Annotated in this window: 9 protein-coding genes and 2 pseudogenes; 4 read left to right on the top strand and 7 right to left on the bottom strand. The window is 61.9% G+C overall.

Translation table 11 applies throughout. The annotated features are described in order from the left end of the window. Positions 1–26: 26 nt before the first annotated feature. Entirely contained in the window at positions 27–1214 is a 1188-nt protein-coding gene (locus HB778_RS26550) for a glycine C-acetyltransferase (RefSeq protein ID WP_183458245.1), read from the bottom strand. 308 nt (positions 1215–1522) lie between these two features. Between HB778_RS26550 and HB778_RS26545 the strand changes: the two genes are divergently transcribed. Both HB778_RS26545 and HB778_RS26540 read left to right on the top strand, forming a co-directional pair. Further along, complete coding sequence (locus tag HB778_RS26545; protein WP_183458243.1) at positions 1523–3592, top strand: putative bifunctional diguanylate cyclase/phosphodiesterase; 2070 nt, start codon at positions 1523–1525, stop codon at positions 3590–3592. A gap of 103 nt (positions 3593–3695) precedes the next feature. Next, positions 3696–4400: a polysaccharide deacetylase family protein gene (locus HB778_RS26540; RefSeq protein ID WP_244661631.1), complete on the top strand. Its 705-nt coding sequence runs from the start codon at positions 3696–3698 to the stop codon at positions 4398–4400. An 18-nt stretch (positions 4401–4418) separates the two neighbouring features. Here the strand turns inward: HB778_RS26540 and HB778_RS26535 are convergent, their stop codons facing one another. Continuing rightward, the gene (locus HB778_RS26535; RefSeq protein ID WP_183458239.1) at positions 4419–4847 is read right to left on the bottom strand and encodes a MarR family winged helix-turn-helix transcriptional regulator; all 429 of its coding nucleotides are present in this window, start codon (positions 4845–4847) and stop codon (positions 4419–4421) included. 117 nt (positions 4848–4964) lie between these two features. On the opposite strand from HB778_RS26535, the gene HB778_RS26530 reads away from it, so the two are divergent. Further along, complete coding sequence (locus HB778_RS26530) at positions 4965–5372, top strand: hypothetical protein (RefSeq protein ID WP_183458238.1); 408 nt, start codon at positions 4965–4967, stop codon at positions 5370–5372. Between the two features lie 151 nt (positions 5373–5523). Here HB778_RS26530 and HB778_RS26525 read toward each other — a convergent pair. Continuing rightward, positions 5524–7570 (bottom strand): annotated as a pseudogene (locus HB778_RS26525) (FAD-dependent oxidoreductase). A gap of 60 nt (positions 7571–7630) precedes the next feature. Here HB778_RS26525 and queF point away from each other — a divergent pair. Then, positions 7631–8092, top strand: coding sequence for a preQ(1) synthase (gene queF / locus HB778_RS26520; protein WP_183458236.1), 462 nt, complete (start codon positions 7631–7633; stop codon positions 8090–8092). A gap of 8 nt (positions 8093–8100) precedes the next feature. Here queF and HB778_RS26515 read toward each other — a convergent pair whose 3' ends face one another. The 4 genes and pseudogenes from HB778_RS26515 to HB778_RS26500 all read right to left on the bottom strand — a co-directional run bounded on the left by HB778_RS26515 (position 8101) and on the right by HB778_RS26500 (position 12392). Beyond that, positions 8101–8724, bottom strand: coding sequence for a hypothetical protein (locus HB778_RS26515; RefSeq protein WP_183458234.1), 624 nt, complete (start codon positions 8722–8724; stop codon positions 8101–8103). A gap of 190 nt (positions 8725–8914) precedes the next feature. Beyond that, positions 8915–9880, bottom strand: coding sequence for a right-handed parallel beta-helix repeat-containing protein (locus HB778_RS26510; RefSeq protein WP_244661630.1), 966 nt, complete (start codon positions 9878–9880; stop codon positions 8915–8917). 287 nt (positions 9881–10167) lie between these two features. After that, positions 10168–10646 (bottom strand): annotated as a pseudogene (locus tag HB778_RS26505) (DUF3828 domain-containing protein). A gap of 96 nt (positions 10647–10742) precedes the next feature. Next, complete coding sequence (locus HB778_RS26500; protein ID WP_183458230.1) at positions 10743–12392, bottom strand: ABC transporter substrate-binding protein; 1650 nt, start codon at positions 12390–12392, stop codon at positions 10743–10745. Between the last annotated feature and the right edge of the window lie 27 nt (positions 12393–12419).

The following is a 12419-nucleotide window of genomic DNA, read 5'->3' as shown; positions in this document are numbered from 1 at the left end:
CCTGATCGCTTTTTGGTGCCGGCTGGTCAGGAAATCACGCCCAATTCCCTGCCGACCGCGCCAAAAGCCTCCACCGCACGGTCGATATCGGCAATGGAATGCGCCGCCGACATCTGGGTGCGGATACGCGCCTGGCCCTTGGGCACCACCGGGAAGGAGAAGCCGATGACGTATATGCCGCGCTTCAGCATGCGCGCCGCCATCTCCTGCGCCAGCGTCGCGTCGCCCAGCATCACCGGGATGATTGGATGATCGGCCCCGGCCAGTGTGAAGCCGAGCTTGCCCATCTCGGACCTGAACCGCGCCGCATTGGCATAGAGGCGCTCGCGCAAGGCGTCGCCATTGCGGATCAGCTCGAACACCTTGATCGAGGCGCCGGCGATGGCCGGCATCAGTGTGTTCGAGAAGAGATAGGGCCGCGAGCGTTGGCGCAGCCAGTCGACCACCTGGCTCTTGCCTGAGGTGTAGCCGCCGGAAGCGCCGCCGAGCGCCTTGCCGAGCGTGCCGGTGATGATGTCGACCCTGCCCTCGACACCGCAATGCTCCGCCGAGCCGCGGCCGTTTTTTCCGACGAAGCCGACCGCATGGCTGTCGTCGACCATGACCATCGCATCGTATTTGTCGGCAAGGTCGCAGACGCCTTTGAGGTTGGCGATGATGCCGTCCATCGAAAACACGCCGTCGGTGGCGATCAGCCGGAAGCGGCAATCCCTCGCCTCCTTCAGCCGCGCCTCGAGATCGGCCATGTCATTGTTGGCGTAGCGGAAGCGCTTGGCCTTCGACAGCCGCACACCATCGATGATCGAGGCGTGGTTCAGCGCATCCGAGATGATCGCGTCTTCCTCGCCGAGTAGCGTCTCGAACAGACCGCCATTGGCGTCGAAACAGGAACCGTAGAGGATGGTGTCTTCCAGGCCGAGGAAAGTGGAGATCGTCGCCTCGAGCTGTTTGTGTTCCTCCTGCGTGCCGCAGATGAAGCGCACCGAGGCCATGCCGTAGCCATAACGGTCGAGCGCCTGGGTGGCGGCCTTTCGCAGGTCGGCGCTGTCGGCGAGGCCGAGATAGTTATTGGCGCAGAAGTTCAGCACTTTCTCGCCGCCGACCTCGATCTCAGCCGACTGCATCGAGGAAATCACCCGCTCGGACTTGTAGAGGCCGGCCGTTTTGAGCCCGGCAAGCTCGCTGTCGATATGGGAGAGGAATGCTGCGGTCATGATCAAGCCTCGTTTGACGTGAGCAGACTGTCGTCCCGCCTGCGTAAAAATCCATCGCAAAAGCGACCGGATCGGGTGGCCGGGCAGCATCAAAGGAGACGCCATGGGCATCGCCGAAGCGACCACCCGGGAACGCTCGCGCCAACCAATGGTCAAATGCAGGCCGGCGTCGAAAGGAGGCGATAACCATTTCGCGATCTTTCCGCGGCTCCCCCTTGCCAGAAGGCTACCGGTTTCCAGTCCTGTTAACGTTTACAGTTCAATGGTGCTCATACAGGAATCCGTTGGCGAGAGGGCCGCCCCCGAACATGTCGCAGCAGCCGGTGCAGACCGTTTCAGGCAAGCTTGTTCTGCTGATCAAGGCCGGCTATTGGCTGGCGCTGCTGATCATTGCCGCCATGGTGGCGGCGTCCTTCGTCCTGCTGCAACAGACGATGGCGACGCAGCAGCATAACCACACCTTGCTCGATATCGTCAGCACGCAGAAGACGTTGTCGCAGCGCATCGTCTTCCTGGCCAGTGCAACAGGCGCCGCCTCGCGCGACAAGCAGCCGGCGCTGGTCAGCGCGCTGAAGCAGGCCACGGCGGAGTTCGAGACCAACTACGATCTGCTGCTCGCGCAGACAGGCGCCGATCCTCAATCGCCGGCCAAGCTCGATCCAAAGTCGATCGAGAGCGTGCTTTTCGCCAAACCCTTCCATCTCGACTACTTCTCGGTCGGGCTGATCGCCAATGGCGACCGTTTGATCTCGGCCCTTGAATCGCGACTCAATCTCGACAATGACGGCTACAAAGGCGGCGCCGAACGCGTCAACCTCGATGCCTCGGTCGCCAACGCCACCTTGTCGGGCTATGCGGCCCTTGGCCAGCGCATCAGCGCCGAGGCCGACGAGCGCTCGGAAAAACTGCTCGCCCTGCACCGCACTCTGTTCTACGCCACACTCGGCGTCATCCTGCTGGTGGCGCTGTTCATCTTCAGGCCGATGTCCAACGCGATCCTGCGCAAGACGCGAGAACTGGTCGATGCGCGCAATTCAATGGCCTTCATCGCGGTTCATGACGGCTTGACCGGCCTGCACAACCGCACCTTCCTGACCGATCATTTCGACACGCTGATCAAGGGCGCGCACCGGCGGCGCGAACGCCTGGCCGTCGTCCAGCTCGACCTCGACCGCTTCAAGCAGATCAACGATACGCTCGGCCACGCCGCCGGCGACTATGTGCTGGTCATCACGGCACAGCGCATGCGCGATTCCTGCCGGGCGTCGGATCTGTGCGCGCGGCTCGGTGGCGACGAATTCGTAATGATCCTCAACGGAGCGGGCAGCACCGAGGACATCAACATGCTCGCACGGCGCATCCTGGCGCATATCAACGAGCCGATCGTCTTCCAGGGCACCACCATTCTTCCGGGCGCCAGCGGCGGCATCGCCGTCTATCCGATCGACGCCGACAATGCCCAGGACCTGCTCGTCCATGCGGATCTGGCGCTTTACTCCGCCAAGAAAATGGGCGGCGGCAACTTCTCGTTCTTCTCGGAGGAACTGCGCCGCGAGCTCGATTACCGCAAACAGCTCGAACACGACATCAAGGTCGCCATCGCCGAGCGGGCGTTCCAGGTCTATTTCCAGCCGCAGGTCTCCCTGACCGACGGCACGATCAGCGGCATCGAAGCCCTGGTGCGATGGAACCATCACGAGCGTGGCATGATCTCGCCAGGCGAATTCATTCCGGTCGCAGAGAAATGCGGCTTCATGCCCGAGATCGGCCGCATCGTGATCAGCAAGGCGATCAACGAGGCAGCCGAATGGAACCGAGCCGGGATTGCCTTCGGCCGGCTTGCCGTCAATGTCTCGGGCACCGAATTGCGCGAGCACGATTTCGATGCGTTCCTGTTCGAAACGCTGGAAAAGGCCGGGCTGCCGCCACAGAAACTGTCGCTGGAAATCGTCGAATCCGTTATCCTGGACGACGAGAAGACCGGCATCGCGGCGAAGCTGCGTCACATCCGGGCGGCAGGCGTGCATCTGGAACTCGACGATTTCGGCACCGGCTATGCATCGCTCAGCCACGTCAATCCCAACGAGATCGACCGGCTCAAGATCGACCGCCGCTTTGTCCAGAACATCCATGAGAATGGCGACAACTCGAAGATCGTGCGCGCCATCACCGAGCTCGCCCGCGGCCTCGGCATCTCCATCGTCGCCGAGGGTGCTGAAACCGAGGCCGAACTCGACTCGCTGATGGCGATCGGCTGCGACCAGGTGCAGGGCTATTCCATCGCCTTCCCGATGCCGCAGGACAAGGCACTGGAATGGCTGACTGCCCGCATGCCGAAGAAGGCCAAACTGCGGGTCTTGCAGGGCAGCCTGGCGTAGCGGACCGGCTTGACAACCAGCCGCTGAAATGGCGGCCTGTCGCCAGTGCAACCGGATCGTGCGGCTTATGACATTCTTTCGGTTTGTCTTGGCGGCCATGTTGATGTCCGCATGGCCGGCCCATGGGGCGGATCGCACCATCTATCTCACCTTCGACGATGGCCCGCTGAACGGCACCGGCAACATCCTCGACGTGTTGGCGGCGGAACAGGTTCCGGCGACGCTGTTCATGGTCGGCATGCATGCCGAGACCAGTGCGTCCAACAGGGCGCTGGTGCGGCGCGTCAAGGCGATGCCGCTGGTGACGATCGGCAACCACAGCTACAGCCACGCCTATAATCACTACCGGCACTTCTACGGTGACACGGAAGGCGTGGTTGCCGACATGCTCAAGGCGAATGCCGTGCTGGGCCTGAAGCCCGCGGTGCATGCGCGCCTGCCGGGGCGCGATGTGTTCCGGCTGCCTTCGATGTCAAAGGACGACAACTCGCTCGGCCCCGCGCAAGCCGGCCGCGAGGATCCCGACTACGAGTTCGTCGCCGCTTCCGGCTTCTATCTCTATGGCTGGGACCATGAATGGGTGCACAAGGACAGCGGCGAGCCGGTCCAGAGCGTCGACCATCTGGTCAGCGAGATCGACCACCTGTTCGGCTATGGCCATTTCGCCAAGCCGGGCAAGCTGATCCTCCTGATGCATGACGAGATGTTCCAGGACAGTTTTGACGGCAAGACGAAGCTCACCAACCTGATCACCGCGCTGAAGCTGCGCCACTACGCCTTTGGAACGATCCCGAGCTATGACAACTGAGCCAACGGCCTGGTATTCCTAGTTCTCGACATTGTCCCGCAATGCCGCCAACACCTGTGCAAACTCCGCCAGACGCTCATCGGGCAGTCCTGTGCGAAGCCGCTTGTCGAAGACAAGTGCGGCCTGTCGCAACGTCTCGAACAGCGCTTCTCCCGCTTCTGTCAGTTCGACCAGATGGACCCTCCGGTTGACGGGATCGCGGCGCCGGGTCAGCAGGCCTTGCGCCTCCATCGCGTTGAGGTGGTGGGTGAGCGTCGCGCCCTGGATGCCGATCATGCTGGCAAGCTCGCGCTGATTGGCTAGCCCATTCGACTTAACCGACAACAATGTCAGCCAGACCGGCAATGTACCTCCGGCCTCGACCAGAGCGGCGTCGAAGGCCTGCGCAACAAGCTTGGCGGTGCGGCCGAGATTCATGCCGACCGGCGGGCGTTCAAAGGGCGTCATTGCTCGACACTAGCCGGTGTCCCCGGCAGATGGAACTGGCCCGCGTTTATACATTGACATCTAATAATTCGATATCTAACTATATATGCAATGACGAACGAGAGAGGAAATCCGGTCATGCAATATGTCTTCATCGTCGTCATCGGTCTTCATGTCCTGGCAGGCGTATTCTGGGCCGGCACCACGGTCACGCTGGCGCGCGATCCCGAGATCCGGGCCGAGCGCTTCATCCGGCCACAATTGGGCGCCGCCGTCATGGTTTTCCTGACCGGGGCGCTGCTGTGGTATTTCTTCCACGGCGCCTATTTTGGCTCGACGGAGATGGTCCTGGCGCTTGGCATCCTGGCGGCTTTCGCCGCTGCCGGCGTGCTCGGCGCCATGGTTAGCGCGCCCAGCCGGCGGCTTGCCGGCGCTAATGCGGAAATCGAAACGCAGCTGCGCGCCAGAATGGCGACGGGCGAGCGTATCGCCGCACGGCTGCTGGTGGTCACGGTGCTGTGCATGGCGATCGCCAGGATGGTCTAACCATCCCACCGCAAACTCAGAGATCGCACGTTAGCAGGCGATGAGCCAATGACGTGCGGGCGCGCGGCCAGGCCGGCATACACGGGCTCTCGTATGCAGGTCCGACCGCGCGCCACTAACGCCACAATTGCGCCAGCCTGAGCGGGCCGTATCAGATGCGCAAGCCGAACCTTATCCCGTCATAGATGGCGGCGTGGATGTTGCGCGAGGCGACCGCATCGCCGATGCGCAGCAGCACGAAACCGCCTTGCGGGTTGCGCGCCGGAAAGATGTCGCCGCCGCCCACCAGGCGTTCGTAATCGACCGCGCCGCCATTCTTCGACAGCGGTTTCAGGTTGAGGTAGAGATCGTCGAGCGGCGCCGTGCCGTGCTCGACCACCACCTGGTCGACCCGGCGCTCGCCGCGCCAGCCATCGGCAAAGTCCGAAGCGAGCTCGGCAACCAGTTGATTGCCTTCGCGCCGCACCGAGCGCAGGCGCGTGTTGATGGTGATGGTGACGCCCTTTTCCTGGAAAGCGCGCATATACGGCACGTGGTTCATGCCGCCCATTTCGGGGGCAAAGAAACGCTCCGGCGAGACCAGCTCCAGCCTCGCGCCGCTGTTGGCGATCAACTCGGCCGCGCCCATGCCCTGATGGCCGCCATTGTCGTCGAAGAGCAGAACGTTATCGGCCGGCTTGACGCTGCCGGCCATGATGTCCCAGCTCGAGGTGACGAGATTGTCGCCCGCCGTCAGCGGCGGGTTTTGCGGCAGGCCGCCGGTGGCGACGACGACCACATCGGGCGCCAACGCCAGAACATCATCCTTTTCCGCCCAGGTGTCGTAGCGGATCTCGACGCCGAGCCGGTCGAGTTCGGCCAGCCGCCAGTCGATGATGCCGATCAATTCCTTGCGGCGCGGGTTCTGCGTCGCCAGACGCACCTGGCCGCCCGCTTGCGACGATGCTTCCAGGATCGTGACCTGATGGCCGCGCTCGGCTGCGACGCGCGCCGCCTCCAGTCCGCCGGCGCCGGCGCCGACGACGACGACCTTCCGCTTCGGCCCTTCGGTCTTGACGATGATGTGCGGAATCTCGGCCTCGCGGCCGGTCGCGGCATTGTGCACGCACAGGGCCTCGCCGCCTTCATAGATGCGATCGAGACAATAGGTGGCGCCGACACAGGGACGAATCTCGTGTTCACGGCCTTCCATCACCTTCCTGATGATATGCGGGTCGGCGATGTGCGCACGGGTCATGCCGACCATATCGAGCTTGCCGGTAGCGATCGCATGACGCGCGGTGGCGACATCGGAAATGCGCGCCGCGTGGAAGGTTGGGAACTTTGTCGCCGCCCTCACCTCGCCGGCGAAATCGAGATGCGGCGAAGAGCGCATGCCGGTCACCGGAATGACCTTGGTCAATGCCGCGTCGCTCTCGATCGACCCGCGGATGATGTTGAGGAAATCGACCTTGCCGGAGCCGGCCAGCCGCCTGGCGATCTCCACGCCCTCTTCCTTTGACAGGCCTTTCTCGAAGTCCTCGTCGGCGACCATGCGGATGCCGACAACGAATTTTTCGCCGACCGCCGCGCGCACGGCATCCAGCACCATGTTGGTGAAGCGCAGGCGATTGTCGAGTAAGCCGCCATATTCGTCATCGCGATGATTGGTGGCCGGCGACCAAAAGCCATCCATCAGATGGCCGTAGGCCTCGAACTCGATGCCGTCGAGGCCGGCGGCCTGGCAGCGTTAGGGCGGCCGACGCATAGTCGGCGACGATGCGTTCGATGTCCCAGTCCTCGATGGTCTTGGGAAAAGCGCGGTGCGCCGGCTCGCGCACCGGCGAGGCCGACAGCACCGGCAGCCAGTCGGCCTTGTTCCAACCGGTTCGGCGGCCAAGATGGGTGATCTGGATCATCACCTTGCAATCGTGCTCGTGGCAGGCCTCCGTGAGTTCGGCCAGCCACGGCACGATGCGATCGTCATAGACATGCAGATTGCCGAAGGCGGCCGGGCTGTCGCGCGAAACGATGGCCGAGCCGGCGGTCATGGTCAGCGCCATGCCGCCTTTGGCCTTCTCGGCATGGTAGAGCCGATAGCGTTGTTTCGGCATGCCTTCCTCGGAATAGGCCGGCTCGTGGCTGGTCGACATCACCCGGTTCTTCAGCGTCAGATGTTTGAGCTGGTAGGGCTGGAGAAGCGGGTCGTTGCTGGTCATCGTCTTCCTGCTGTTTCAAATTGTGCTAAAGAGCGGCAAAAATTGAAAGAGATCCCGCTCATGATCGATACCAAAACCCTTACCCAGCTCGGCGCGCACGTCGAGACGCCACAGAGCCCCGAACAGGCAGTCCTGGAGACCGTGCCGTTTACGCGCGGCGACGGTCCGCCGGCGATCGTGCGCTTCACCTGCCCGGAATTCACCTCGCTGTGCCCGGTGACCGGCCAGCCGGATTTCGCCCATATCGTCATCGACTACGCACCCGATGCGGCCCTGGTGGAATCGAAATCGCTGAAGCTGTTCATGACCTCATTTCGCAACCATGGCGCCTTCCATGAGGATTGCACCGTCATGATCGGCCGCCGCATCGTGGCAGCAACCAAGCCGCTGTGGTTGCGCATAGGCGGCTATTGGTATCCGCGCGGCGGCATTCCGATCGATGTGTTCTGGCAAACCGGCGCGCCACCGGAAGGCGCTTGGCTGCCCGACACCGGCGTCGCCCCCTATCGCGGCCGCAGCTGATACGGCCCTCATTCGCACTGATATTGGCTGAGCGCCCACTCGCCGGTCACCGAAAACAGGTCCGATATCTTCCAGTCGCCGTCGACCTTCTTGAGCTTCCATTCAAGACGGTGCGGGTTGCCGGCAATGACGAAGGCGACGACAACCTTGGCCTGGTCGCCATTGATCGATTCGAGCGTCTTCAGGCTCTTGTCGATCTCGGCCTTGTCGTAATCGGCATTGTCCAGCGCCATGTTGGGGTCGAGGCACTCGCCCTGCCCGGATTTGCGCAACGCGTCGCTCTTGTCGAGCACGGTCTTCGCCGGATCGATGAAATGGCTGCGCTGCGCCGGATCGACCTCCAGGCCAACCTGATCGTAGAACGGCCGCACCACTGCCGTCGGCGATCCCGGTTGGATGGGTGCTGCAGGTTCGCTGGGCGGCCAGGCGACCGGCGGCGTTGCCGGCTCCGCAGCGCCGCCCGGCGCATTGGCGGGAGGTGCCCCGCTGTCGGCAGGAGCGCTAGCCGAGGGCGCGCCGTCGGCGGGAGGGTTTGCGGGGGGCGCGCCAAACAACCCTTGCGCAGCCACGCCACATAAACCCGACGCCAGTGTGAAAAAAACCGAGAATGCCAGAAGACAGGTACGGGCCATAACGTCACCAAGGCTTTGGCCAGTCATGCCTTTCGATGGGCATGCATTCGATTGGCTGGACATCCAGCCACACAACCTTCGGGCCTGATCCAGAACCATGCAGAGTTTGTTGGCGTAGACAAGGCCACGCTATCCGAATTGCTCGCCTGGCGCGATCGATATCGCGCCAGGCGAGCCACATCAGGTCATTTCAGTGCAATGGAATGACGGGCGGATTTGGCCCATCACTGGTGTTGCCGTTGATCTCGTTGTTGCCGTAAGAGTTAATTACGCCGCCATTGTTGATCGCCGTGCCAGTGGTATTGCCGCTGATCGTCGAGTTGCCGACCCGCAGCGTGGTGCTCGGTCCATCGGCCCGAAGGCCCCCGTTCGCCCCGTTGTTGGCCGCGAGAACGCGATCAACCATGGTGATGATTGCCGCACCTCCGGCCGAATTGAACAAGCTGATGCCGGAGTTTGTGTTGCCGGACACATTGCTGTTGACGACGCTTATGTTGATCCCACCGGTGCTGCCGGTGCCGTCGGCCTTCACCCCGGCAAGATTGTTGTTCTCGATCGAAGAGTTTTCGATGGTGACCTTCGCGGATCCGGTGCCGGTCGGCTGGACATGGATGCCGTCATTGTTGCCGGTGATCGTGGTGTTGTTGACATAGAGCTCAGCCGCCACAGACGGAGCGAAGTTGATACCCATGCCATTCGGCGCGGCACCGGTGTTGTCGCGAATGACGCAGTCCTCGACAAACAAGGCGGCGCCGACAAGAAACCGCACCCCATTGAGGCCGGGCGAAGCCGGCGTGCTGTCGATATCGAGATCACGAAGAACGACAACGTCAGTGGCCAACGCATTGACGATGACGCCATTTACCCCTGCGTTCAACACACCTGCCTCAACGTCCTCGCATGCGATGGTGATCGATTTGGTGATCGTCACGGTGCCAAAACCACCTGGATCGATGCAGTTGATTTCACCGCCGGCGGCGGTCTTGGAAATCGCGCCGGCGAAAGTCTTGCAAGGCGCCGTGCGGCTGCAGGGATTGGCGTCGTCACCAACGCCGGAAACCCATGTCCGGGTTGCCTGCGCGGAAGCCGGCGTCGCGATCACCGCCATCGCCAAAGCGAGAAACAGCGAAGATAATAGGTAACCTAGAATTTTCATGATCATTCCCCCTAAATGGAACAAGAGATTCGTTCACAACCAAGCGGAGGAAGTTTAGCCGTTGCTCTCTCAAAAGCAACGCGACCTCAAAACCGGACCACCAATTTGTATTTCTCGTGAGCGCGGCGATGCGCCAAGCTACGCAGCCGTCTTCACATTTTTGTTACATCGCCTTCACACTACAGTCGAAGTGCTTGACGTTCCACGAAATTTAGCAGGCCTCGCGCAAGCAGCGACGTGAACCGGCTGATTCGACGCCCCAGTTGGAGCAGCCGAGCCTCACGGCATTACTCCGGATCTTGGCTCGCCAGGCATTCGAGTTGGCTCAGCGTCCAGTCGCTGGTCTTCGAGGCAATGTCCGATACCTTCCATTTGCCATCGAGCTTCTTCAGCGACCAGTGCATTTCACGCTGCGCATCGTCTCCGTCCGAAAAAGTTTGAAGTTCGCCACCACCTGCGCGGTGTCGCCATCCACCGTCTCGGACAATTTCAAGGTCTTGGAGACGGTCTTCTGGTCGAAATCCTGCGCATCCAAACCGGGATCGAAGTCGATGCAGGCGACCTGATCGGGATTCTTCTTGGTCGCCTGGTCGTTGAGATCGAACAGTTTCGTCACCGGCTCGGTGAAGCGATCCCGGTATTGTGCGTCAGCCTCGAATTTGACCGCCGGAACATAGAAGAACTTCACGGCGTCGGACGCCGGTCCGGCCAAGGCGGCCGCGGGCAAGGCTGTCGATAGGGCGGCAAGCAACACTGTCCGTCGCATGCAGAATCTCCGCTTTCGGTGGCTTGAATCAATCCACGCCACGCATCCTGCATACCGGCTTTTTTGCGGCTCATGAAGCCCCTGCCCGGTCTCCTTTCAGCCGTCCAGCCAGACGTTCTGGAAGTCCATTTCGTAGGTCTGGTGCATCCCGTAGTTCTTCACCTTCTTGTTCATGTGGCAGTAGAGCTTCTGCCAGAACGGCTGGATGATGACGCCGGAGTCCTGCAGGATCTGCTCGACATCCTTCATCACCTCCTTGCGCTTGACTGGATCGGCCAGCGAAAGCGCCTGCTTCAGCTTGGCGTCGAAATCCGGGTTGGCATAGGCCGTTTCGTTCCACGCCTCACCCGAGCGATAGCCGAGCGCCAGCACCTGCACGCCCAGCGGACGCATGTACCAGATCGTCATCGAATAGGGATATTTCGTCCAGTCGTTCCAGAAGGTCGAGCCCGGCAGCACCGTACGCTTGACCTTGATGCCGGCGTCGCGCAACTGACCGGCGATCGCATCGCCGGTGTTCTTCTGCCATTCGTCTTCTACGGTGATCAGCTCGTGCTCGAAGTCGGCCTGTCCGGCTTCCGCCATCAGTTTCTTGGCGGCCGCCGGATCTCGGGTCTTCTTGGGCAGCGGATAGTATTCGGGGTGGATCGGGGCGACATGGTGGTTCTCGCCAACCGTGCCGAGCCCGGCGTAGCCCAGCTGCATGACGGCATTGTTGTCGACGGCCATCTGCAGCGCATTGCGCACCCGCTGGTCGTCATAGGGCTTGTGGGTGATGTTGGTGCGGGCAACGAGCGTGGTCGCCGTCGCGACCTCCGATTTCACCAGACCCATCTTGTCGAGGGGGTCGATGAAGTCGGCCGGCGTTTCGAAATCGAGGTCGATCTCGCCGGACTCGAAGGCATTCAGTGTGGCGTTGAAGTCAGTGCCGTAGTCGATGAACTCGACGCTGTCGAGTGGTGCTTCACCACCCCACCATTTGCCGTTCTCGCGGCGATTGACCACCGCCTTCGAACCCACTGCATAGGACACCAACTCGAAAGCCCCGGTACCGATCGGCTTCTTGATCGGATCGGCGCCATCCTTGTCGAAGTCGCGATGCACGACCAGCGCCGGATAGTCGGTGAAGCCGGGTATGATCGCGATGTCGGGCGCGGAGAGCTTCAGCTTGACGGTGTGGTCGTCGACCTTGGTGATCGCACCGTCCTTGGCCTTGCCGCTCTTCGGATCGATCAGAGCGCCGACGCGCGCGGCCATGGAATTGCCGGAGGCACCCTTCTCACACCAGCGGTTCAGATTGGCGACCACGTCGTCGGCGTTGAAAGCATCGCCATTGTTCCAGGTGACGCCCTTGCGCAGATGCAGCGTATATTCGGTGGCGTCGTCATTGATGTCCCAGCTTTCAAGCAGCACCGGCTCGAAAGTGAACTGGTGCGTGTAGCGGACGAGCGGCTCCAGCCAGGTCCGGGTGACGTTTGCCATTTCGGTCCAGTCATATGTGCGCGGATCCTTCTGCGCCTTCACCGACATCGCGACGTGCAGCGTTCCGCCCTTCTTCGGGTCGTCGGCCAGCGCCTTTGTCGGAGCGGCAAGACCGATCATGCTGTAGGCGAAAGCCGTCGACGCGCCGAAGGCGCTGGCCAGCGCCAGGAATTCGCGCCGGTCCATGTGGCCTGCACGCGTCTCTTTCGCCATTGCCTCGATAGCGCCCGGCACGCGGTCGCCATTGCTTCTGAAGAGCGTCATGTTTTCCTCCCTTAGTAGTTCCGTCAG

The organism is Mesorhizobium huakuii (assembly GCF_014189455.1).
Lineage (GTDB): Bacteria > Pseudomonadota > Alphaproteobacteria > Rhizobiales > Rhizobiaceae > Mesorhizobium > Mesorhizobium huakuii_A.
Note: the sequence above shows the minus strand (reverse complement) of the source record. Positions and strands in the feature narration are given on the sequence as shown.

Bases quoted from the DNA above. Each gene is read 5' to 3' on its own strand.
- HB778_RS26550 (WP_183458245.1), bottom strand. From the start codon at position 1,214: ATGACCGCAGCATTCCTCTCCCATATCGACAGCGAGCTTGCCGGGCTC.
- HB778_RS26545 (WP_183458243.1), top strand. From the start codon at position 1,523: ATGTCGCAGCAGCCGGTGCAGACCGTTTCAGGCAAGCTTGTTCTGCTG.
- HB778_RS26540 (WP_244661631.1), top strand. From the start codon at position 3,696: ATGTCCGCATGGCCGGCCCATGGGGCGGATCGCACCATCTATCTCACC.
- HB778_RS26535 (WP_183458239.1), bottom strand. From the start codon at position 4,847: ATGACGCCCTTTGAACGCCCGCCGGTCGGCATGAATCTCGGCCGCACC.
- HB778_RS26530 (WP_183458238.1), top strand. From the start codon at position 4,965: ATGCAATATGTCTTCATCGTCGTCATCGGTCTTCATGTCCTGGCAGGC.
- queF (WP_183458236.1), top strand. From the start codon at position 7,631: ATGATCGATACCAAAACCCTTACCCAGCTCGGCGCGCACGTCGAGACG.
- HB778_RS26515 (WP_183458234.1), bottom strand. From the start codon at position 8,724: ATGGCCCGTACCTGTCTTCTGGCATTCTCGGTTTTTTTCACACTGGCG.
- HB778_RS26510 (WP_244661630.1), bottom strand. From the start codon at position 9,880: ATGAAAATTCTAGGTTACCTATTATCTTCGCTGTTTCTCGCTTTGGCG.
- HB778_RS26500 (WP_183458230.1), bottom strand. From the start codon at position 12,392: ATGACGCTCTTCAGAAGCAATGGCGACCGCGTGCCGGGCGCTATCGAG.